Below are 20,637 nucleotides of genomic sequence, written 5' to 3' on the forward strand. Positions count from 1 at the left end.
GGCGCTTGCGCGCCGCTTCCAGTGCTGCATGACAGCAGGTGTTGCGATCAGAACTTGTAGTTGAAGCGGGCGAACAGGGTACGGCCGTACAGGTCGTACTGGGTCGCGAACGCCGGGATGTTGCCGTAACGGGTGGCGACGCCCGTCGACACGGTCGGCGGCTCGTCGTTGAACACGTTGCGGATACCCACCAGCATCGACCACTTCGGCTGGTTGTAACGCAGCGAGACCGAGTGGTACAGGCGCTCCTCGGCCCAGATGTCGCGCTGGGCGCCCTCGAAGCCCTGGTAGGTGAACGTCGGGTCGAGATCGAAGTTGCTGGTCTCGCCCACGTAGTCCATGAACCAGGTGTAGGTGAAGTCGCCACGGGTCAGGCCGGCACGCAGGTTGCCCACGAGTTCCGGGTAACCGATGTAGCCGGTCAGGTCGTCGCGGGTCTGGCCGCTCTCCTCCGCGCTGTCGAACAGCAGGTAGAAGTTCTCGGTCGTGTAGGTGAACGACGCCTCGACCTCCAGCTTGCCCCACGCGAAGTCGTTGTCGTAGCGGGCCAGCAGGTCGTAACCGCGGGTCTTCTGCTTGTTGATGTTGATGTAGGTCGCGAAGACGTCCGTGATCATGTGCGCCTGCGGACCGGTCGCCGGGTTGCGGATCAGGTTGTTGCAGAACGCGTTGGGGAACGTCGGCGAGCCGTAGCAGCCCTGGACGATGTTGGCCGCGCTCAGGGTGCTGATCTGGTCGCGGACGTCGTACTCGAAGTAGTCGAGGGCGACGCTGAGCGGGGCGAAGGTCGGCGTCCAGACGATGCCCGCGGTGCGCGCGGTCGAGCGCTCAGGGGTCAGGAAGCCGGCGCCGCCGCCCTGGAAGATCTCGGCCGACGAGCTGCCGGCGGCGGTGTAGTCCTCGGGGATGCCGACCGCGGCGCAGTTGGTACGGAGATAGTCGTTGCTCGACTCACCCCACCGGATGCACGGGTCGATCTGGCTCTGGGCCAGGAAGCCCGACAGGTTGCCCAGGTACAGCTCGTACAGGCCCGGGGCGCGGTACGAGGTGCCCTTGGTGGCGCGCAGGCGCACCGACGGGACGATCTGCCAGCTCAGGCCGGTCTTCCACACCTTGTCCGATTCGCCGACGGAGTCGTAGTCGAACCAGCGGCCCGACACGTTCCACATCAGCGACTCGAAGCCCGGGACGCCCTTCAGCAGCGGCACTTCGAGCTCGGCGAAGATCTCCTTCACCTTGTCGTCGCCCTTGGTCACCTGGGCGCTGCTCTGGCCCCACAAGTCGCCCGACAGCTCCATCTCGCTGGGCTGGTCGTGGATACTGAAGTCGCGGTACTCGACGCCGATCGCGGCGCCGACGGCGCCGGCCGGCAGGTTGAACAGCTCGCCGGTCACGACCGCGTTGAACACCAGCTGGTCGTACACGGTGTTGCCGGTGTGCCACTTGCCCACGGCCGCCACCAGGTCGTCCATGCACTCGCCGCTCAGGATGCACGGCTGGAAGTAGTCGATCCGGGCCTCGCCGCTGTTGGCGCGGGTCAGGTCGCCGGTGAGGGCGGTGGAGATGGCACCCACGCTGTAGTCACCGTCCGAGCGCGAGTACGACAGGTCGGCCTGCCACGCCCAGGTGTCGGTGAAGCTGAACAGGCCGTCGAGGCCGGTGTTCACGTAGATGTAGTCGACCTCGATGCTCTGGTCGGAGGGGTACGGCATGATCGGCGTCGCATAGCCGGACGGCACCGGGCCTTCCACGGTCGGGAAGAACTGGCGCATGCGGTGGGTGTCGGTCGTGCGGCGGTTGAGCAGCAGTTCCGTATCCCAGTTCACGTTGCCGAAGCTGAAGCTGGAGCTGGCGAAGATGTTGTAGCGCTCCTGCTTGTCGATCAGCTGCACGTCGTCCCACAGCTCGCTCTGCAGCACCTGCATGTGGCCGGCGCGCGGCGAGTTGGCGTAGTTCGTCACGATGTTCGGGACGTAGCCCGGCAGCGTGGTGCCGATGGTCGAGCCGTCGCGCGACGGCACGTAGCGCACGCCCGTGAAGTAGTCGTCGAAGCCGTTGATGATGCCGTTGTTGGTGCAGCCTTCCAGGCGGGTGCCGGCGTTGATCGAGCGGTCTTCGCGGTCGATGCGGTTGCCGTTCTGGTCCCACACCAGGTCTTCGGCGCAGCGCAGGAAGCGGCGGTCGCCGAAGCGCAGCGGTTCGTGCAGGTAGTACTCACCGGCGACGACGATGCTGCCGTTGTCGAAGTTCCAGCCGTTGGCGCCCGAGATGCTCCACACCTCGCCGCCGCCGGCGAACGGGACGCGCATGCTGGCGGTGATTTCCGGCGCGTCGATGTTCTTGCGGGTGATCAGGTTGACCACGCCGGCGACAGCGTCCGAGCCGTAGATGGACGAGGAGCCGTCCTTCACGATCTCGACGCGCTGCAGGATCGAGGAGGGGACCACGTTGAGGTCGAACGCGCCGACTTGGCCGCGGGTACCGGCCGGACCCGGGCGGTGGCCGTTCAGCAGCACCAGCGAGCGGTTGGCGCCGAGGCCGCGCAGGTCGACCGACTGGGTGCCGGTGCCGCCCTCGACGACGAAGCCGGCGAACTGGTGGCTGATCTGGGTCGAGCCGGCCGCGACGCTGGACTTCTGGAGGAATTCGGCGGTGTCGACCTGGCCGACGGCGACGTTGGTGTCGGCGGTGATCACCTGCACGGGCGAGGTGGTGTCGTACTCGACACGGCGCAGCAGCGAGCCGGTGACCGTGATCCTCTCCAGCTCGGTCGCGCGGGCATTGGTCTGGGCGGTGGCTTCCTCGGACTCGTCCGTTTCCTGGGCCATGGCCGCCGGGCCGTAGAGGCATGCTGCAACTGCTACGAACAGCGGCAACTTCTTGAAAATACTGCGCTTGCTGTTGATTTCACGCATTTGGATGGAACCCCGTGGAGTTGAACGGACGAACACGTTGTTACGTCCCCGTTAACCGAGTATATGTCTTGACGCCCGGTTCACGCAATATTTACTTACTCGGCGAACCAACCGGGCAAACCGGCGGTCCAACCACCGTCTGTTCGTGTCTCGATGACGGGCATTGCCGGCCTCGCGGACCGCTGTTTCCGCCAGCTGCCGGCGGTCGGCCGGAGCCGTGCGCGGCGACGTGCCGGGGGCTGAGTGACCCTGCGTTCCTGCGATACGGTTGCATCTGGAACAGGCTGTTCCAGTGGCAGGACCGGGGGATGGCCGGCGGCGGGTGCCGTGGCGGGGACAAAACGCGAAGGGCCCCGGTCATTCCGGGGCCCTTCCACTGTCTCCCTGCCGTGCGTGCTTACAGGCCGCCCGGGCCGCAGTCCTTGCGCAGGAACTCTTCGATCAGCCCCAGCGTCTTCTCCTGGTGGCGCGGATACCACGGCATGCTGTGCGGCATGTCGGGGATCAGCTCGAAGCGGGCCGGCACCTTGTCCTTGATCGCCGCGTAGAAGCCGCTGGCATGCTGCGACGGCGTGCGCACGTCGCGGTCGCCCACGAACAGCAGCACCGGGATGTTGGCCTTGTCGGTGTTGCGCATCGGGTCCATGCCCTTCAGGGTCCGGCCCTGCAGGATGCGCTGCACGAAGTTGTCGCTCCACGCGCGGCCGATGCGGGCCAGGTCGGTCACCGGGGCGCCCGAGATGGCGCACTGGTACGGGCTGTCCGGGCGCACCGCCGCGGCGGCCGCGGCGAAACCGCCGTAGGAGTAGCCGAAGATCGCGATGCGGTCGGGATCGGCGATGCCCTCCTTGACCAGCCAGACCGCGCCGTCGTCCTTGTCGTCCTGCATCTTCTGGCCCCACTCGGCGTCGCCGGCGAGCCACAGCTTGCGGCCCAGGCCGGCGGAACCGCGGTACTGCGGACGCAACACGGCGTAGCCGCGCGAGGTCAGGAACGGCACCCAGCCCGACGCGTCCCAGCCGCCGTAGTCGCGCGCCCACGGGCCGCCGTGGGGGTGGATGATGGCCGGGAGCGGGCCGTCAGCCGGCTTCCAGCCGGCGGGCAGGTCGAGGATGGCGGGGATCTTCAGGCCATCGCGTGCCTCGTAGGTCACCCAACGCTGCTCGCCGATCGACGAGGGCTTGATCCAGGGACGCTGGTTGCCCAGCTCGACCACCTGCTTGCGGTCGAGCAGCACGCCGTAGGTCGGCGGGTTCTGCGGGCCGCTGGCGGTGAACAGGACCCGCGAGAGGTCGTCGTTGTAGCCGGTGATGCCGACGTTCTGGCCGGGATAGGCCTGCTTCAGGGCGGCGTGGATCGCCGCCATCGTCGGCTCGATGTAGGTGGCCTCGCGCACGGGGCCGTCGACCACGAAGCCGAGCACCTTGTTGAAGTTGCTGGGCTGGGTACCGAGGATCAGGCTGGCGATCGAGAACTCCGGGTGGGCCAGCAGCGGCTCGTCGTCGAACTTGCGCGCGGCCGGGTCGTACATCCAGGCCTGGACCAGGTCGGAGAACAGGTCCGTCAGCACGTAGAACTTGTTGGTTTCCTCGTCGATGCCGACGATGTTGACCGCGTGCCGCTCGCTGACCTTGCGGGTGAGGTTGTCGTGCACTTCGAACTCGCCGCTGGCCGGGTTCTTGACCAGGACGCGCTGCTCGAAGTCGCCGCCCGAGATCGGCTCGATCTCGGTCCGGGTCAGGAGCGAGCCGTCGCGCGGGTTGAACAGGCCGGGGCTGGAACGGCCGCCACCGCGGAACAGCAGCGATGTCTCGCCCGTGCGCAGGTTGTACAGGTAGTAGTTCGCCGCCAGGGTGGCCGAGTTGAGCTGCTGGATGATGACGTTCTCGGGATCCAGCGGCAGCGTGTTGATCAGCGCGGCGGTGCCCTGGATCTCGAGGCAGCGCTGCATGTCCTCGGACACGCCCAGCCGGCGGGTGTTGTCGGCGAAGGCCTCGGAGAACTTCTTGTGCCCGGTATCGGCCAGGTAGGCCTTGGTCACGAAGGTCCTGGTGGCGCCGGTGCTGCGGCCCTCGCCGCAGCTGGCGAGCTGGCCCGTCCACTCCTGGCGACCGATCACCAGCATGCGGTCGGCCTTCATCGCCGAGGCGGCGATGAACTTCATGCGGTCGCCGGACGGGGTGATGATCGGGCCGCGATCGAGGTTGTCCAGGTCCCAGGTGGCGACGCCGGTCTCCTTGTTGTCGGATCCGGGCATGGCCACGATGGCGACGATGGTCTTGCCGTCGGAGCTCATCGACGCGTAGTCGATGTTCGGCAGTCGCGCCAGCGCGTCGATGGGAATCGGTTCCACGGCCGGCGCGGCCGCCGGCAGCAGGCCAAGCGACAGGGCTGCCGCCTGCAGGAATCTGGAAAGTCTCATCATGCCCCCGGAATCATGGATCAGGATCGTAGGAAACGCGCCGGCTCCGTGGCCGGGCGACGGCGACGCCCCCGCTGGCTGGCGGACGCGCCGGTGCAGATCATAGCGTTTGCGACCCTCCAGGCGGCAATCGACGCCGGTCCGGGCGCGTGAAGACGCGTCGCCACAGGCGCGGGCAGGATCGCGGAGAAGCGGGCGCGCTAGACTGGAGCGCCCCCGCAACCGGTTCCAATCCCCGCATGGCCATCCACGCGCACGCGGTGCAAGGCGGACTCAAGCCGCTGCCGGACATCCGCAACATCATCGCCGTCGGCTCGGGCAAGGGCGGCGTCGGCAAGTCGACCACCGCCGTGAATCTCGCCCTGGCGCTTGCCGCGGACGGCGCGCGGGTGGGCGTGCTCGACGCCGACGTGTACGGGCCGAGCATCCCGACCATGCTCGGGCTGTCCGGGCGCCCCGACAGTCCCGACGGCAAGACGATCGAGCCGATGCGCGCGCACGGGATCGAGGCGATGTCGATCGGGCTGCTGGTGGACCAGGACACGCCGATGATCTGGCGTGGGCCGATGGCGACGTCGGCCCTGACCCAGCTGCTGGGCGACACCCGCTGGGGCGGCGGCGAGGGCCTGGACGTCCTCGTCGTGGACCTGCCGCCCGGCACCGGAGACATCCAGCTCACCCTGGCGCAGAAGATCCCGGTCGCCGGCGCGGTAGTCGTGACCACGCCCCAGGACGTGGCCACGCTGGACGCGCGCAAGGCGCTGCGGATGTTCGAGAAGGTGGGCGTGGCGGTCTTGGGACTGGTGGAGAACATGGCCCAGCACGTGTGTTCCAACTGCGGGCACGTCGAGCACCTGTTCGGGCAGGGCGGCGGGGAACGGATGGCGGCGCAGTACGGGGTGCCCCTGCTGGGCTCGCTGCCGCTGGAGATCGGGATCCGCGAGCAGGGCGACGCCGGGGTGCCGATCGTGGCCGCGGCGCCGGAGTCGGCGGTCGCCCGGGCCTACCGCGACACTGCGCGCCGGCTGCTGGAGGAGCTGGACAGGCGTCCGCGCGCGCCGCGGGGCATCTCCGCCTCGCTGGTCTGACGCCAGCCCCTGCGCCGCGCCGGCCCCGCGGTTCCGGCCGGCGGTGGCGCCCCCTACAATGCCGCGACTGGCCGCACCGGCCGCAGGGAACACCGCATGAGCATCAAGAGCGATCGCTGGATCCGGCGCATGGCCGAGCAGCACGGCATGATCGAACCGTACGAGCCCGGCCAGGTGAAGGAGGCCGAGGGCGGCCGCATCGTCAGCTACGGTACCTCCAGCTACGGCTACGACGTGCGCTGCTCGCGCGAGTTCAAGGTGTTCACCAACATCAACTCGACGATCGTCGATCCGAAGCACTTCGACCCGAAGAGCTTCGTCGATATCGAGGCGGACGTGTGCATCATCCCGCCGAACTCGTTCGCGCTGGCGCGGACGGTCGAGTATTTCCGCATCCCGCGCGACACCCTGGTGGTGTGCCTGGGCAAGAGCACCTACGCGCGCTGCGGGATCATCGTCAACGTGACCCCGCTCGAGCCGGAGTGGGAAGGCCACGTGACCCTGGAGTTCAGTAACACCACGCCGCTGCCGGCGCGCATCTACGCCAACGAGGGCGTGGCCCAGATGCTGTTCTTCCAGTCCGATCCGGACGACGTGTGCGAGGTCTCGTACAAGGACCGCGGGGGCAAGTACCAGGGCCAGACCGGGGTCACCCTGCCGCGCACCTGAGCCGGCGGCTTCAGTCGACCGCGCCGGCCGCGAGCGGCACGTCCACCGGCGTGCGCAGCGCCACCTCGATGCACAGCCCGAGCGCCCGTTCCAGCAGGGCCGGCGAGAACGGGCCATCGCCGTCCGCCGGCGGCACGTGCACGAATCCGCCGCGGATGCCGCCGCGGTTGCGGAGCTGGTGCATCAGGCCGTAGAAGACGTGGTTGCAGACGAAGGTGCCCGCGGTCTGCGAGACCTCGGCCGGGATGCCCTCGGCCTGCAGCGCGCGCAGCATGGACTTCAGCGGCAGGGTCGAGAAGTACGCGGCCGGGCCGCCGCGGACCACCGGCACGTCGACGGGCTGGCGGCCCGCGTTGTCGGGGATCCGTGCGTCGTCGACGTTGATCGCGACGCGTTCGAGCGACAGCGCCCTCCGGGTGGCCGCAAGCCCGGTGCACAGGACCAGGCGCGGCCGCACTTCGCGCATCGCGCGCCTGAGCGCATCGCGCGCCACGCCGAACTCGACCGGCAGCTCGCGCGCGACAAGGACGTGGCCGGCGATCTCCCGGCCGTCGAGCGCGCGCACCGCTTCCAGGCTGGGATTGCGCGGGGCGTCGCCGAACGGGCCGAAACCCGTCAGCAGGACCTTGCGCTTGGAATGGCGCTTCGCGTTCACCGGAACACGATGAAGTACATCAGCGCGATGTTGCAAGCCAGCAGCGGCAGCGCGGTGGCGACCTGCTGGCGGATCACCGCGTTGGGATCCTTCAGCTCCAGCAGCGCGGCGGGCACGAGGTTGAAGTTGGCGGCCATCGGCGTGAGCAGGGTCCCGCAGTAGCCGCTGAGCATGCCGATCGCCGCCAGCGAGGCGGGGTCGGCACCATGCCGCTGGACCAGCAGTGGCAGGCCGATGCCCGCGGTCAGCACCGGGAAGGCGGCGAAGGCGTTGCCCATGATGATGGTGAACAGGGCCATGCCGATCGCGTAGGCGGCGACCACCACGAAGCGGTTGTCGACCGGGATCGCCATGCGCACGAGTCCGGCGACGGCGTCGCCCACGCCCGCCGCGGCGAACACGCTGCCCAGCGTGGCCAGCAGCAAAGGGAGCAGGGCGGCCCAGCCGACCGCATCGATCAGGCGGCGCGACTGCTCGACCGCGCTCCACGGCGACTGGCGCGTGAGCCGGCAGGCGGCGATCGCCGCCACCACGCAGGCGATGCCGAGCGCGACCAGGGTGGTGTGCTCGCGCCCGAGCAGGAAGCGTTCGCCGATGCGCAGGTCCTTGAGCACCACCGCGAACAGCACGCAGACCGCGGGGATGAGCAGGGCGGGCCAGAACAGTCGGTTGCCAAGCCGTCGCGCCTCCGCCTCGCGGTCGGCCGTCGAGGTTTCCTCGTAGCGCCCGCGCGCCAGGCCGCCGAAGCCGGCCAGGCAGGCGAGCAGCACCACGACCGCGCCGACCAGCGCCGGCGGCAGGCGGTCGGCGGCCAGGAACATCGCGCCCAGCAGGCCCCAGAACAGCGCGGTGGTGTGCCGCCGCGGATTGTGGCGGTCGCGCAGGCCGAGCGCCGCGACCGCGAGCAGGTAGGCGCCGGCGAGCCAGTAGACGAGGTCGAGCGTGATCATGCACCGTCCCCGCCGTCGCGCGGGGCGCGCAGCGCAGCGGCCTCGCGGGCCAGGCGTGCATCCATGCGCAGCAGGCGGCCGGCGTGGATCAGGAACGCGCAGATCGCGGTCGGGACGCCCCACAGGGCGATGTGCAGCGGTTCGAGGTCGATGCCGTGTCCGGCGAAGAAGCCCTGCATCAGCAGCACCGCGCCGAAGGCGATGAACACGTCCTCGCCGAAGAATCGGCCGACGTTCTCGCTGGCGGCGGTCATCGCCTTGATCCGCTCGCGCACCTCCTCGGGCAGTGGGCCGTGCAGGTGATCGGCCGCGCCGACGGCCATGGGCGCCATCAGCGGGCGCACGGTCTGGGCGTGGCCGCCGAGGTCGACCAGGCCCAGGGCCGAGAGCAGCTGGCGCCCGGCGAGGTAGGCGGCGAGCGCGCGTCCCGCGGTCGCGCCGCGCAGGCGCCCGATCCATTGCTGCGCGCGTTCCTTCAGGCCGTGCCGCTCCAGCAGTCCGATCGCGGGCAGGGTGAGCAGGAACAGCGCCAGGTAGCGCTGGCGGGTGAAGGCTTCGCCGATCAGCGCCAGCACGTCGCCAGGCGCGATCCCCGCGAGCAGGCCGGTGGCGATGCCGGCGACCACCACCACCAGCGCCGGGTTGAGGCGCAGCGCGAAGCCGGCGACGACGACCAGGATGCCGAGCAGCGGCCAGTAGTTCACGGCGCGTCCCCCGGGGCGCGGACCACGATGCCCTCGGCTTCCAGCGCCTCGCGCAGGGCGCGGGCGAAGGCGGCGGCGTCGTGGCGGTCGCCGTGCAGGCAGAGCGTGTCGGCGCGCAGCGCGATGCGGCTGCCGTCGATCGCGTGCACCGCGTGCTCGCGCACCAGGCCGCGCACCTGGGCCAGCGCGCCCTCGAGCGTCTCGATCACCGCCCCGGGCTGGCCGCGGGGCGCCAGCCGGCCGTCGGCGGCATAGCCGCGCTCGGCGAACGCTTCCTCGGCGATCTGCAGGCCGGCGCTGCGTCCCGCCGAGGCGAGGTCGGAGCCCGCGAGCGCGTACAGGCGAAGTCCGCGATCGATCTCGCGCACCGCGTCGGCGATGGCGCGCGCGGTGTCGAGATCCCGCGCGGCCAGGTTGTACAGCGCACCATGCGGCTTGACGTGGCGCAGCCGGCCGCCTTCGGCGTCGCAGGCGACCGCCAGCCGCCGCACCTGGGCCAGCACCAGCGCGTGGACCTCGCCGGGGGCGAGCGCAAGCTCGCGGCGGCCGAAATGCGCCCGGTCCTCGAACGAGGGATGCGCACCGATCGCGACGCCGTGGCGCAGGCACAGCGCGACGGTTTCGCGCATGCTCGCCTCGTCGCCGGCATGGCCGCCGCAGGCGATGCTGGCCGAGGAGATCCAGGGCACGATGGCGGCGTCGTCGCCGCAGCCCTCGCCCAGGTCGCAGTTGAAGTCGATGCGGTCAGGCACGTGCGCGTCTTGCCTCCAGGGCCAGCGCGATTCTATGCAGGCGCTGGCGCTGCCGGGCAAGCGCGGCGCGCGCCTCGGCGGCGGTGCAGGGAGCGAAGCGCACGCCATCGCCGGGCCTGAGCTGCGCCAGCAGCGGCCAGTCGGCGCGGATGGCCTGGCCGATGCGCGGATAGCCGCCATGGGTCTGCGCATCGGCCAGCAGCACGATCGGCTGGCCGCCGGGCGGCAGCTGCACGCAGCCGGGCGCGACCGGCTCGGAGACGCGTTCGCCCGGATCGGCCAGCGCCAGCGCGGGGCCCTGCAGGCGCAGGCCCTGCCGGTTGCTGTCGGGCGCGATCTTCCACGCCTGGCCGTGCAGCGAACGTTCGCCGGTGGTGGCGTCGGGCCCGGGAATCACGCGCACCACGCGGTCGGGCGAGGGCCGGGGGCGATCGTCGAACGCGGTGTCGATCCACCAGGCCGGCACGTGCAGGCACGGCGCGTCGACCTGACCCGCCAGGGGCAGCTGGTCGCCGGCGCGCAGCGGTCGGCCGGCAAGCCCCTCGAAGCCGGCGCGCAGGTCGGTGCTCGCGCTGCCGAGTACGCTCGGCAGGCGCAGGCCGCCCAGGACCGCGAGATAGCTGCGCGCGCCGTCCAGGCAGCGGCCGAGCCGGAGTTCGCAGCCCGCGGGAACATCCACCGGCCGCGCCATCGGGATCGCCTGGCCATCCGCGCTGGCCTCGATGGTCGCGCCGCACAGGGCGATGCGCGCCGGAACGTGGAAGCGCAATCGCGGACCGGACAGGGTGATCTCGAGCGCCGGCGCATCGCCCGGATTGCCGACGAGCAGGTTGGCCAGGGCCAGCGCCCAGGGATCGAGCGCCCCCGACATCGCGATGCCCAGGTGGCGAAGGCCCGGCCGGCCCGTGTCCTGGGGCAGGGTGCAGACACCCGGGGCCAGCACCTCGATGCCGCGCGTGCTCATGCGCCTGCCCCCGCGAGGGCGTGGAAGCGCGCCGCGTCGATCGCGACGAAACGCACGCGCTGTCCGGCCTGCAGCAGCGTCGGTGGCGTGCGCGCGGCGTCGAACAGGCGCAGGGGCGTGCGCCCGATGACGCGCCAGCCGCCGGGGCTTTCGCGCGGATAGATCCCGGTCTGGCCGCCGCCGATGGCAACGCTGCCCGCCGGCACCCGCGTGCGCGGCCGGGCCAGGCGCGGTACCGCCAGGCGCGGGTCGAGTCCCAGCAGGTAGGGGAAGCCGGGCGCGAATCCGATCATGGCCACGCGGTAGTCGCCACCGGCGTGCAGGGCGACGACCTCGTCGCGGGCGAGCCCGGCCTGCGCGGCGACCTCGTCGAGGTCGGGCGCGAACGCGCGGTCGTAGCAGACGGGGATCTCGACGGCAGGGAGGACGCCGACGGCGTCGTCTTCCGAGTCGGCGTCCGTGTCGGCGAGCGCGCGCAGCCACTGCGCGACCGCGTCGATTCCGTCGTCGCTCCCGGCGTGCGCCCCGTCGACGAACACGGCCAGGCTGGCGTAGGCGGGCACGACCTCGCGCAGCCAGGGCGGTGCCTCGCGCTCGATGCGCCGCGCCAGCGCGTGCACGCGGGCGTTCACCGCCGGGTCGATGCGACGGGCCAGGCGCAGCAGCAGCGCGTCCTCGCCGAGCGGCTCGATCCCGATCCGGCTCACGCCTGCCCGCGCAGTGCCGCGTCCAGCGCCCGGACGCGGTCCACGAGCGCCTCGGGCGTGTAGGGGCGGGCGGTCACCCGGCCCCAGACCGGCGCCGGCCAGGCCGGGTCGTCCTCGAAGCGGGCGATCACGTGCACGTGCAGCTGCGGCACCAGGTTGCCGAGCGCGGCGACGTTGAGCTTGAACGGACGGACCGCGTCGCGCAGCGCGCGGCAGGCCAGGTCGATCTCGTCGCTGAGCTGGCGCCGCTGCGCCGGTTCGAGGTCGATGAGCTCGCGCGCGCCGGCCACGCGGGGCACGAGCACCAGCCAGGGATAGTTGGCGTCGTCCATGAGCCGCAGTTCGCTCAGTTCCAGCGTGGCCAGCGGATGGCTGTCCGTGGCCAGCTGCGGATGCAGCGACCAGGGGCCCGGGTCATGCGCGTGCCGGGTCATGCGGGCTCCTCCTCAGCGCAGTGCCGATTCGAGGAACGCCAGCGTGCGCTTGCGCGCGAGCGCGGCGCTGGCGGGGTGGAAATGGCGCGGGTCGACGTCGCGGTTGAAGGCGTGGTCGGCCTCCGGATAGACGTGGATGGTGGCCTCGGGCCAGGCGTCGCGGTGTGCCTGGATGTACTCGGGCGGGGTGCTGGCGTCGCGGCCGCCGAAGTGGAACAGCATCGGCGCGCGCAGCGGCTCGCCGAGGAAGTCCCGCGAACGCGCGCCGTAGTACGCGACCGCCGGCAGCCCCAGCCGGGTGTTGGCCAGCAGCGCCATGCTCCCGCCCCAGCAGAAGCCGACCGCCGCCACCTGCAGGCCTTCGCCCTGGAGCTGGGTGGCCGCGGCCCGCAGCACCGCGACCGCGCGCTCGGTGCCCAGTTGGCCGACCAGTTCGCGGCCGCGGGCGAAGCCGGCCTCGTCGTAGCCCAGCTCGACATTGCGGGCCACCGGGTCGAACAGGGCCGGGGCCAGGGCCACGTAACCGGCCGCGGCATAGCCCTCGGCGACGCTGCGGATGTGCTCGTTGACGCCGAAGATCTCCTGGATCACCAGCACCGCGCCCAGCGCGGCGGCCCGGTCGGGCGGGTCGGCCCGCCAGGCGGTGATGGCGCCTTCCGGCCCGGGGATGACGGTGTCGCGGCCCATGGCGTCGCCTCCATCGCAGGAGTGCCCGATTCTAGCCGAGGCTATACTTCGCGCCCCGTGACGCCGCGTGGCGCCGCTCCGACTTCTCCCCGGCGCCCGCGCCCGGGGCCCGCCGACCTCCCGGCCGCTCCATGCCCCGTCCAGCCGGCGCCGGACGCGTGGACAGGCCGCCGCCCGCTTCCTACATGACTGCCGAACCGATGAAATCCGCCGAACGTGCGCCGCGAGTGGGCGTGGTGTCGCTTGGTTGCCCCAAGGCCCTGGTCGACAGCGAGCGCATCCTCACCCAGCTGCGGGTCGAGGGCTACGAGCTGGTGCCGACCTACGAGGACGCCGACGTGGTGGTGGTCAACACCTGCGGCTTCATCGATTCGGCCGTGGCCGAGTCGCTCGACGCGATCGGCGAGGCCATGGCCGAGAACGGCAAGGTGATCGTGACCGGCTGCCTGGGCAAGCGCTCGGAACTGATCCGCGAACAGTTCCCGGACGTGCTGTCGATCAGCGGCCCGCAGGACTACGCCAGCGTGATGGGCGCGGTGCACCAGGCGCTGCCGCCCAGGCACGATCCGTTCACCGACCTGCTGCCGCGGCGCGCGACCGAGGACGAGGTCGGGATCAAGCTCACGCCCAGGCACTACGCCTACCTCAAGATTTCCGAAGGCTGCAACCACCGCTGCAGCTTCTGCATCATCCCGTCGATGCGCGGCGACCTGGTCTCGCGTCCGGTCGACGAGGTGCTGCGCGAGGCCGAGCGCCTGGTCGTGCGCGGCGGGGTGAAGGAACTGCTGGTGATCTCGCAGGACACGTCGGCCTACGGCGTCGACCTGCGTTATGCCGAACGCGAATGGCGCGGCAAGGCGTACCAGACGCGGATGAAGGCGCTGTGCGAGGGGCTGGCGGAACTGGGCGTGTGGACGCGCCTGCACTACGTCTATCCCTACCCGCACGTGGACGAGGTGGTCCCGCTGATGGCGCAAGGCCGGCTGCTGCCGTACCTGGACATCCCGTTCCAGCACGCCAGCCCGCGGATCCTGAAGCGGATGAAGCGGCCCGGCGCGGTCGACAGGGTGCGCGAGCGGATCGCCCGCTGGCGCGACATCTGCCCGGAGCTCACGATCCGCAGCACCTTCATCGTCGGCTTCCCCGGCGAGACCGAGGCCGAGTTCGAGGAACTGCTGGATTTCCTGCGCGAGGTACGGCTCGATCGCGTGGGCGCGTTCGCCTATTCGCCGGTCGAGGGCGCCAGCGCCAACGCGCTTCCCGACCCGGTGCCCGAGGAGGTGAAGCAGGAGCGCCTGGCCCGGTTCATGGAAGTGCAGGCGGAAATCTCGGCGCAGAAGCTCGAGGCCAGGGTCGGCACCGTGCAGCGCTGCCTGGTGGACCTCGTCGACGGCGAGCTGGCGATCGCGCGCTCGATGGCCGACGCGCCTGAAATCGACGGCGTGGTGCAGATCCAGAATGGCTTCGAGGCCGGCCTGCAGCCCGGCGATTTCGTCGATGTCGAGATCATGGGCAGCGACGAGCACGACCTGTACGGCGAAGCCGTGCCTGCGCTCAGGGTGCTGGACTGATTGCGCCCGCGACGCGGTTCAGCCGTCGTAGCGCACGTCGATGATGAAGAAGCGTGCCGGCCCGGCCGGCAGCCGGGCCTCGAACTCGTCGTCCACGCGCTTCTTCAGCATCGCGCGCGCCAGCGGGGAATCGATGCTGATCCAGCCGCGCGCCGGGTCGGTCTCGTCGGGTCCGACGATGCGGTAGCGCGCGGTTTCGCCGCTGGTCGCGTGCTCGACCTCCACCCAGGCGCCGAAGAACACCGCTTCCGGGTCGGACGGCACCGTGTCCACCACGCGCAGCGCCTCCAGGCGCTTGCTCAGGTAGCGCACCCGGCGGTCGATGCCGCCGAGCTGCTTCTTGCGATAGGTGTACTCGGCGTTCTCCGAACGGTCGCCCTCGGCCGCCGCGGCCGCCAGCGCCTTGACCACCTCGGGGCGCTGCACGCGCCACAGGTCGTCGAGCTCGGCCTTGAGCCGCGCGTGGCCCTCGCGGGTGATCAGCGCGGTGCTCTTCTCGGGCGGTGGACGCCAGCGACCCATGGCTCAGCGTTGTCCGTTGGCGGATGCATGGGGCAGGGTGGAACGGCACTGCATGCGACGGCCCGCTACTTCAGGATGCTGCCCAGCAGTCCGCGCACGATCCGGTTGGTGATGGTGCGCGCAGCCTGCTTGCCGGCCGCCTGCACCACGCCCTGGCGGCGCTTGGTGCCGAACAGGAACTCGTTGACCGCGCGGCCCATGCCGCCTTCTTCCTGCGGCGCCGCGTCCTTGCCGCCCCTGGCCGGCGGCGCGCCGGCGTGGGTGGTCGCGGCCTCGGCGCGGCGGGCGAGGATCTCGGCCGCCGACTCGCGGTTCACCGCCTTGTCGTACTTGGCGCCCACGGGGCTTGCGGCGCGCACCTGCGCACGCTCGGCCTCGGTGATCGCGCCCATCCGGCAGCGCGGCGGCGCCACCAGAGTGTGCTCCACCGGCATCGGGATGCCCTTCTCCTGCAGGGTCGACACCAGCGCCTCGCCGGTGCCGAGCGAACCGAGCGCGCGCGCCACGTCGAGGTTGGGATTGGCGACGAAGGTCTCGGCCGCGGTGCGCACCGCCTTCTGGTCGCGCGGGGTGAACGCGCGCAGCGCGTGCTGCACCCGGTTGCCGAGCTGGCCGAGGATGTCGGGCGGCACGTCGTCGGGGAACTGGGAGCAGAAGTACACGCCCACGCCCTTGGAGCGGATGATCCGCACCACCTGTTCGATCCGCCGCTGCAGCGCCGGTGGCGCGTCGTCGAACAGCAGGTGGGCCTCGTCGAACACGAACACCAGGCGCGGCTTGTCCAGGTCGCCGACCTCGGGCAGGCTCTCGAACAGTTCCGAGAGCAGCCACAGCAGGAAGCTCGAGTACAGGCGCGGGCGCAGCACCAGCTGGTCGGCGGCGAGGATCCCGATCACGCCACGGCCGTCGGGGGTGGTGCGCATCAGGTCGGACAGTTCCAGCGCCGGCTCGCCGAACACCTGGTTGCCGCCTTCCTGCTCCAGGCGCAGCAGGGCGCGCTGGATCGCGCCGATCGACTGCGCGCTGACCAGGCCGTACTCGGCCGACACCGTCTTGCGCTCCTCGGCCAGCAGGTTGAGCAGCGCGCGCAGGTCGTCCAGGTCGAGCAGCAGCAGGCCGCGGTCGTCGGCGAGCTTGAACGCGATGTCGACCACGCCGGCCTGGGTGTCGTTGAGCTCGAGGATGCGCGAGAGCAGGGTCGGCCCCATCTCGCTGACCGTGGTCCGCACCGGGTGGCCGAGCTTGCCGAACAGGTCCCAGAACACCACCGGGCTGGCGGCCGGGGCCCAGTCGGGGATCCCGATCTGCCCGATCCGCGCCTGCAGTTTCTCGTTGCTGCTGCCGGGCACCGCGAGCCCGGCGACGTCCCCCTTCACGTCGGCCAGGAACACCGGCACGCCGATCCGGGAGAAGCCCTCGGCCAGGGTCATCAGGGTGACCGTCTTGCCGGTACCGGTGGCGCCGGCCACCAGGCCGTGGCGGTTGCCGTACTTCGGCAGCAGGTGGACGGGACCGCCGTCGGGCGTGGTGACCGCCTTGCCGACCAGGATGGGTTCCATGCGTTCGATCCGTGTGGGACGTCGCAGATTCTAGGCGCAGGCGGCCGGGCCTCCCAGATGCCGTCCCGGTTTCCTTGTTCCCCCGAGGTGCAGCGGATACCCTGCGGGCCGCTTCGGTCCCCACCCGGTGGTTGATGTCCATCCTCGTCCGTACCGCCTGCTGGCTGCTGCCGGCCGTCCTCCTGTCCGTCGCGATGTCCGCGCCGGCGCACGCGCAGTCGCGCCGTGCCCAGGCGGCGATCGACGCCCTGAACGAGCGCATGCTCGCGGCCGAGACCCGTTACCGCGAGGCGCTGGTGAAGATCCGCAACGCCGACCCGGCCGGCGTGGACGAGGGCAATGCCGCGCTCGAGGACATGGAGGACGTGCTGGTCGAGTGCGGCCGGATCAAGGGCTGCAACAACGCCGGCCTGCTGGCCAGCTTCAAGCGCCTGCTCAAGGCGCAGGCCGACGCGGCCTCGGCCACCGGCGGCGAGGCGGAGGACGTGGACACCACCGTGATCGACGATTCCGGCGTGGCCGGCGTCGAGGTCCCCGACAGCGCCAGCGCCGCCGCGCTGCTGGCCGCCGAGGACCGCCGCTTCCTCGAGCAGGTGAAGATGAACCCCGCGGTGCAGGCCGCGATCCGCCGCTGGCTGACCGACATGCGCACCTCGCTGATCACCAGCCACGAGAACTACCAGTACATGCAGCACATGATGTCGCCGGCGTTCAAGCGCCGCGGCCTGCCCGAGGCGCTGCTGTTCGGGATCCTGGCCAAGGAATCCAACGGCCGGGTGCATGCGCGCTCGCGCGCCGGCGCGGTCGGCCCGCTGCAGTTCATGCCCGCCACCGGCCGCCGCTTCGGCCTCGGCCCCGACGGCACCGGCTTCGACACCCGCTACGACCCTCGGGCTTCGGCGGACGCGGCCGCCGCCTACCTGTCCGAACGCTACGCCGAACTCGGCAACCAGATCGAACTGTGGCTGGCCGCGTACAACGGCGGCGAGGGCCGCGCGCGGCGCGTGTACCAGGAAACCGGCGGACGCAGCTTCTGGGACGCCGACGTCTACAACCAGTTCCCACCGGAAACCAAGGACTACGTGCCGATGGTGATCGCGGCGGCGTGGCTGTACCTGCACCCGAAGGAATACGGCCTGGCCTTCCCGCGGGTGGACGCGCGCCCGGCCTTCATCCAGCTCCAGCGCCCGGCCTCGATCTACGAACTGACCATCTGCCTGGGCAATGGCGGCACCCGCGACGGCTACATGCGCGTGCTGCGCAACCTCAACCCGCAGTACGAGGCCGACGCGATCATCCCGGCCGGCACCCGGCTCAATGCCACGGTGCGCATGGCCGGGCTGTACGAACGCTGGTGCACGCGCGGTGCGCGCGCCGAGCTGGCGCGCACCCTGGTCGAGAGCGACGCGGCCACGGCGATCGTGCGGGTGGGCGACATGGAAACCGTGACCCGGCCCGATGGCACGGTGCAGCAGCGCCCGGTCGCGCCCGCGCCGCGCGCCGCGCCGGCGCGGCCGCGCACCCACCGCGTGGCCTCCGGCGAGACGCTGGCGGCGATCGCGCGCCGCTACCAGTGCAGCGTCCGCGCCCTGGCCTCGGCCAACGGCGTCCGGCCGCCGGCTTACATGCTGCGCGCCGGACAGACCCTGAAGCTGGAAGGCTGCCGCTAGCGGCGTGCCGCCGGCCGGGCGTCGCTCATTGCGCAGGCGTCTGTGCGTCGTCCTCGCGTTCGACCGGAGCGGCCTCGCGCAGCGCGTCCAGCGCCTCGCGTTCGGCCTTGCGCACCGCGGCCACGTCCAGCGGCCTGATCGTCTTGATGTGGCAGCGGATCTGGATCGGCGAGAGGCCCGGGCCGGCGGGGGTCACCGAATCGAAGCGCGACGCGATCGTTCCGCCGCGGCTGGTGACGCCGATGGCGTGCGCATGGGGCAGGTCGGTGCAGGGGCCGGTCAGTTCGAGCAGGTAGGCCCGGTTGGCGTGGGTGTGCAGCACCAGTGCCTCCGTGCCCACGGGGCTCCAGCCGCTGAAGCGGCCGGGATGCAGGATCGAGTTCACCGGTTCGCCGGCGTGCGCCCGGAGCAGGGCCAGCCGGTCGACGCTGTCGATCCGGGGCCCGGTGGCACAGCCGGCCAGCGCAATCGCCAGCGCGATGGTGGAAGCAATCAAGCGTCTCATGTCCGGCTCCTGTGCGGGTAAGGGTCGCTGCGCCGGTGGCGGACGCCGCCGGCGCCTTGCCGTGAATCTATCCCTGCATACGCACGAGAGCGCGGCCTGGTCGCAATGGCCGTTCAGCTTTCCGTCGCGCCGCGGCATCGCGCTGGACCGCGGCCCGGGTCGCGGCGGCCACGCGACGGGCGGACACGGTGGCGGCAAGGATCGGGAGCCCGCGCCGGAGGCACTGCGGCAGGCCCGGCTGCCAGCCGGCCAGGAATGGCGCGCTCTTATGCGGTCGTGCGCCGCGCCAGGGCCTGGCCCAGACGGACCGGCGTCTCGGCGCGCAGCGACGGCTCGAGTTCGGCCACGCCGTCGGGCAGCAGCACGATCACGGTCGAACCGTAGTTGAAGCGGGCCATCTCCTCGAACCGCTCCAGCACGATGTTCTCGCCGGTCCAGTGCTTCGAGGTGATGCGATCGCCGTAGGCGGGGATCTCCTCGCCGCTCCAGACCGTCTCCACGCCCGAGACCAGCAGGGCGCCGACCATCACCACGGCCATCGGGCCGAAGTCGGTGTCGAAATGGCAGACCAGGCGCTCGTTGCGCGCGAACAGGCGCGGCACCGAGGCCACCGCGTCCGGACCCACTGAGAACAGGCGGCCGGGCACGTGCACCGTCTCGCGCAGGCGCCCGGTCCAGGGCATGTGCACGCGGTGGTAGTCGCGCGGCGACAGGTACACCGTCGCGAACCGCCCGTTCGCGAACGGACCCGCCGCCTCTTCGCTGGCGAGCAGTTCGGCGGCGGTGAAGGAGCGGCCCTTGGCCTGGAAAATCCGGCCCTGTTCGATCCGGCCGCACTGGCTGATGCGACCGTCGGCGGGCATCAGCAGCGCGCGCGGGTCCGGATCGGGCGTACGCGCGCCGGGCTTGAGCGCGCGGGTGAAGAAGGCGTTGAAGGTGGGGTAGGCGGCCGGGTCGGATTCGGCCGCTTCGTCGAGGTCGACCTTGAAGCGACTGACCACCGTGTCGATGAGCCAGCGCCGGATCCGCGGCGAGTCCGAATAGGCCAGCGCGCGCGCCAGCGACGACAGCAGGCGGTGCGGCAGCACCCAGGTCAGCGCGGTGACCAGGCTCACGGACGTGTCCCGGACAGCGCCAGCAGGTCGGCGGCGATGCCCTCGGGGTCGTCCACCGCGCTGCCGGTGATCACGCCGGCCATGCGGCCGCGCGGGTCGAGCACCGCCATCGAGGCGCTGTGGTCGATCGAGTACTGGTCCGCGGGTGCGCCATCCGGTGGCGGCACCTTGGCGAAGACCATCGACAGCGAGCGGGTGAACGCCTCCAGGGTCGGGATGTCCGCGGTGGCGGCGAGGGTGTCGCGGTGGAAGGCGTGGGCGTATTCGCCGATGCGGTCGGGCGAATCGCGTTCGGGATCGACCGAGACGAACAGCACCCGCGGCCGGGTCGAGTCGGGCAACGCCTCCCACTGGCGCTGGGCCACGGCCAGGCGCGCCAGGGTGGTCGGGCACACGTCGGGGCAGAAGGTGAAGCCGATGAACACGAGCGTCCAGTGGCCGTGCAGCTCGCCCGGGAGCAGCTGGGTGCCGTCGGACTGCTGCAGGGCGAACTCCGGCAGCTCGCGCGGCTGCGGGAACAGTTTCACCGTGCGCAGTGCGGGCTGCTGTTCCGGCGCGGGCGCGAAGAACTGGCGCGAGGCCAGCAGGCCGAGCCCCGCGGCCAGGGCCACCAGCAGCACGATGACGATGGGACGGTTGAACATGCGCGGATCCGTGTGGGGCCGGCCATCATACCCCCGGCACCGCTATACTTTCCGGTCCGCCAGGGCCAGCGCAGGGCGATGCGACCGTCCGGCGGGCCTCCGCC

19 protein-coding genes are annotated in these 20,637 nt (G+C 71.2%); 4 read left to right on the plus strand and 15 right to left on the minus strand.

The window, feature by feature from the left end; translation table 11 throughout:
* Positions 1 to 47 precede the first annotated feature (47 nt).
* Positions 48 to 2,915, minus strand: a complete 2,868-nt coding sequence (locus LUTJ29_RS0109815) for a TonB-dependent receptor (protein WP_027072363.1) — start codon at positions 2,913 to 2,915, stop codon at positions 48 to 50.
* A gap of 397 nt (positions 2,916 to 3,312) precedes the next feature.
* Positions 3,313 to 5,337, minus strand: a complete 2,025-nt coding sequence (locus LUTJ29_RS0109820; protein WP_027072364.1) for a prolyl oligopeptidase family serine peptidase — start codon at positions 5,335 to 5,337, stop codon at positions 3,313 to 3,315.
* Positions 5,338 to 5,576: 239 nt separating this feature from the next.
* Here LUTJ29_RS0109820 and apbC point away from each other — a divergent pair, with 239 nt between their 5' ends.
* Positions 5,577 to 6,425, plus strand: a complete 849-nt coding sequence (gene apbC / locus LUTJ29_RS0109825; protein ID WP_027072365.1) for an iron-sulfur cluster carrier protein ApbC — start codon at positions 5,577 to 5,579, stop codon at positions 6,423 to 6,425.
* 96 nt (positions 6,426 to 6,521) lie between these two features.
* Positions 6,522 to 7,094: a dCTP deaminase gene (gene dcd / locus LUTJ29_RS0109830; protein WP_027072366.1), complete on the plus strand. Its 573-nt coding sequence runs from the start codon at positions 6,522 to 6,524 to the stop codon at positions 7,092 to 7,094.
* A gap of 10 nt (positions 7,095 to 7,104) precedes the next feature.
* On the opposite strand, the gene pcp is transcribed toward dcd, so the two are convergent.
* From pcp to LUTJ29_RS0109870, 8 genes are read right to left on the minus strand one after another with little or no spacing between them, the layout of a single operon-like run.
* The gene (pcp, locus tag LUTJ29_RS0109835) at positions 7,105 to 7,749 is read right to left on the minus strand and encodes a pyroglutamyl-peptidase I (RefSeq protein ID WP_027072367.1); all 645 of its coding nucleotides are present in this window, start codon (positions 7,747 to 7,749) and stop codon (positions 7,105 to 7,107) included.
* On the minus strand, positions 7,746 to 8,699 hold the full coding sequence (locus LUTJ29_RS0109840) for a DUF979 domain-containing protein (RefSeq protein ID WP_027072368.1): 954 nt from the start codon (positions 8,697 to 8,699) through the stop codon (positions 7,746 to 7,748). The genes pcp and LUTJ29_RS0109840 overlap by 4 nt, the downstream gene beginning before the upstream one ends.
* Positions 8,696 to 9,403 carry a DUF969 domain-containing protein gene (locus LUTJ29_RS0109845; RefSeq protein ID WP_027072369.1) on the minus strand — a complete coding sequence of 236 codons (708 nt, stop codon included), beginning with the start codon at positions 9,401 to 9,403 and terminating at the stop codon, positions 8,696 to 8,698. The genes LUTJ29_RS0109840 and LUTJ29_RS0109845 overlap by 4 nt, the downstream gene beginning before the upstream one ends.
* Positions 9,400 to 10,155 (minus strand): 5-oxoprolinase subunit PxpA, encoded by a 756-nt coding sequence (locus LUTJ29_RS0109850; RefSeq protein WP_027072370.1) that lies wholly within the window; start codon positions 10,153 to 10,155, stop codon positions 9,400 to 9,402. Before LUTJ29_RS0109850 ends, LUTJ29_RS0109845 begins: the two co-directional genes overlap by 4 nt.
* Positions 10,148 to 11,119 (minus strand): biotin-dependent carboxyltransferase family protein, encoded by a 972-nt coding sequence (locus LUTJ29_RS0109855; RefSeq protein WP_027072371.1) that lies wholly within the window; start codon positions 11,117 to 11,119, stop codon positions 10,148 to 10,150. Before LUTJ29_RS0109855 ends, LUTJ29_RS0109850 begins: the two co-directional genes overlap by 8 nt.
* Complete coding sequence (pxpB, locus tag LUTJ29_RS17030; RefSeq protein ID WP_198012672.1) at positions 11,116 to 11,826, minus strand: 5-oxoprolinase subunit PxpB; 711 nt, start codon at positions 11,824 to 11,826, stop codon at positions 11,116 to 11,118. Before pxpB ends, LUTJ29_RS0109855 begins: the two co-directional genes overlap by 4 nt.
* Positions 11,823 to 12,260 carry an HIT domain-containing protein gene (locus tag LUTJ29_RS0109865; protein ID WP_043741014.1) on the minus strand — a complete coding sequence of 146 codons (438 nt, stop codon included), beginning with the start codon at positions 12,258 to 12,260 and terminating at the stop codon, positions 11,823 to 11,825. Before LUTJ29_RS0109865 ends, pxpB begins: the two co-directional genes overlap by 4 nt.
* A 12-nt stretch (positions 12,261 to 12,272) precedes the next feature.
* The gene (locus LUTJ29_RS0109870; RefSeq protein WP_027072373.1) at positions 12,273 to 12,947 is read right to left on the minus strand and encodes a dienelactone hydrolase family protein; all 675 of its coding nucleotides are present in this window, start codon (positions 12,945 to 12,947) and stop codon (positions 12,273 to 12,275) included.
* A 185-nt stretch (positions 12,948 to 13,132) separates the two neighbouring features.
* Here LUTJ29_RS0109870 and rimO point away from each other — a divergent pair, with 185 nt between their 5' ends.
* Positions 13,133 to 14,518: a 30S ribosomal protein S12 methylthiotransferase RimO gene (rimO, locus tag LUTJ29_RS0109875; RefSeq protein ID WP_232221193.1), complete on the plus strand. Its 1,386-nt coding sequence runs from the start codon at positions 13,133 to 13,135 to the stop codon at positions 14,516 to 14,518.
* An 18-nt stretch (positions 14,519 to 14,536) separates the two neighbouring features.
* Here rimO and greB read toward each other — a convergent pair whose 3' ends face one another.
* Entirely contained in the window at positions 14,537 to 15,040 is a 504-nt protein-coding gene (gene greB / locus LUTJ29_RS0109880) for a transcription elongation factor GreB (protein ID WP_027072375.1), read from the minus strand.
* 65 nt (positions 15,041 to 15,105) lie between these two features.
* Entirely contained in the window at positions 15,106 to 16,599 is a 1,494-nt protein-coding gene (locus LUTJ29_RS0109885) for a helicase HerA-like domain-containing protein (RefSeq protein WP_027072376.1), read from the minus strand.
* 134 nt (positions 16,600 to 16,733) lie between these two features.
* Between LUTJ29_RS0109885 and LUTJ29_RS0109890 the strand changes: the two genes are divergently transcribed.
* On the plus strand, positions 16,734 to 18,269 hold the full coding sequence (locus LUTJ29_RS0109890; protein ID WP_043741015.1) for a transglycosylase SLT domain-containing protein: 1,536 nt from the start codon (positions 16,734 to 16,736) through the stop codon (positions 18,267 to 18,269).
* Between the two features lie 25 nt (positions 18,270 to 18,294).
* Here LUTJ29_RS0109890 and LUTJ29_RS0109895 read toward each other — a convergent pair whose 3' ends face one another.
* The 3 genes from LUTJ29_RS0109895 to LUTJ29_RS0109905 form a co-directional block, all read right to left on the minus strand.
* A complete protein-coding gene (locus LUTJ29_RS0109895) occupies positions 18,295 to 18,774 on the minus strand; it encodes a DUF6491 family protein (RefSeq protein WP_027072378.1) in 480 nt (159 codons plus the stop codon).
* A 266-nt stretch (positions 18,775 to 19,040) separates the two neighbouring features.
* A complete protein-coding gene (asd, locus tag LUTJ29_RS0109900) occupies positions 19,041 to 19,889 on the minus strand; it encodes an archaetidylserine decarboxylase (protein WP_027072379.1) in 849 nt (282 codons plus the stop codon).
* On the minus strand, positions 19,886 to 20,533 hold the full coding sequence (locus tag LUTJ29_RS0109905) for an SCO family protein (protein ID WP_027072380.1): 648 nt from the start codon (positions 20,531 to 20,533) through the stop codon (positions 19,886 to 19,888). The genes asd and LUTJ29_RS0109905 overlap by 4 nt, the downstream gene beginning before the upstream one ends.
* Positions 20,534 to 20,637: the final 104 nt, after the last annotated feature.

Source organism: Luteimonas sp. J29, from assembly GCF_000472505.1.
Lineage (GTDB): Bacteria > Pseudomonadota > Gammaproteobacteria > Xanthomonadales > Xanthomonadaceae > Luteimonas.

Excerpts from the sequence above, each read along its gene's own strand:
- LUTJ29_RS0109855 (WP_027072371.1), bottom strand. The coding sequence starts at position 11,119 with ATGAGCACGCGCGGCATCGAGGTGCTGGCCCCGGGTGTCTGCACCCTG.
- rimO (WP_232221193.1), top strand. The coding sequence starts at position 13,133 with ATGACTGCCGAACCGATGAAATCCGCCGAACGTGCGCCGCGAGTGGGC.
- LUTJ29_RS0109840 (WP_027072368.1), bottom strand. The coding sequence starts at position 8,699 with ATGATCACGCTCGACCTCGTCTACTGGCTCGCCGGCGCCTACCTGCTC.
- LUTJ29_RS0109890 (WP_043741015.1), top strand. The coding sequence starts at position 16,734 with ATGTCCATCCTCGTCCGTACCGCCTGCTGGCTGCTGCCGGCCGTCCTC.
- LUTJ29_RS0109870 (WP_027072373.1), bottom strand. The coding sequence starts at position 12,947 with ATGGGCCGCGACACCGTCATCCCCGGGCCGGAAGGCGCCATCACCGCC.
- greB (WP_027072375.1), bottom strand. The coding sequence starts at position 15,040 with ATGGGTCGCTGGCGTCCACCGCCCGAGAAGAGCACCGCGCTGATCACC.
- LUTJ29_RS0109885 (WP_027072376.1), bottom strand. The coding sequence starts at position 16,599 with ATGGAACCCATCCTGGTCGGCAAGGCGGTCACCACGCCCGACGGCGGT.
- LUTJ29_RS0109815 (WP_027072363.1), bottom strand. The coding sequence starts at position 2,915 with ATGCGTGAAATCAACAGCAAGCGCAGTATTTTCAAGAAGTTGCCGCTG.
- LUTJ29_RS0109895 (WP_027072378.1), bottom strand. The coding sequence starts at position 18,774 with ATGAGACGCTTGATTGCTTCCACCATCGCGCTGGCGATTGCGCTGGCC.
- apbC (WP_027072365.1), top strand. The coding sequence starts at position 5,577 with ATGGCCATCCACGCGCACGCGGTGCAAGGCGGACTCAAGCCGCTGCCG.
- LUTJ29_RS0109820 (WP_027072364.1), bottom strand. The coding sequence starts at position 5,337 with ATGAGACTTTCCAGATTCCTGCAGGCGGCAGCCCTGTCGCTTGGCCTG.
- LUTJ29_RS0109865 (WP_043741014.1), bottom strand. The coding sequence starts at position 12,260 with ATGACCCGGCACGCGCATGACCCGGGCCCCTGGTCGCTGCATCCGCAG.
- dcd (WP_027072366.1), top strand. The coding sequence starts at position 6,522 with ATGAGCATCAAGAGCGATCGCTGGATCCGGCGCATGGCCGAGCAGCAC.
- LUTJ29_RS0109905 (WP_027072380.1), bottom strand. The coding sequence starts at position 20,533 with ATGTTCAACCGTCCCATCGTCATCGTGCTGCTGGTGGCCCTGGCCGCG.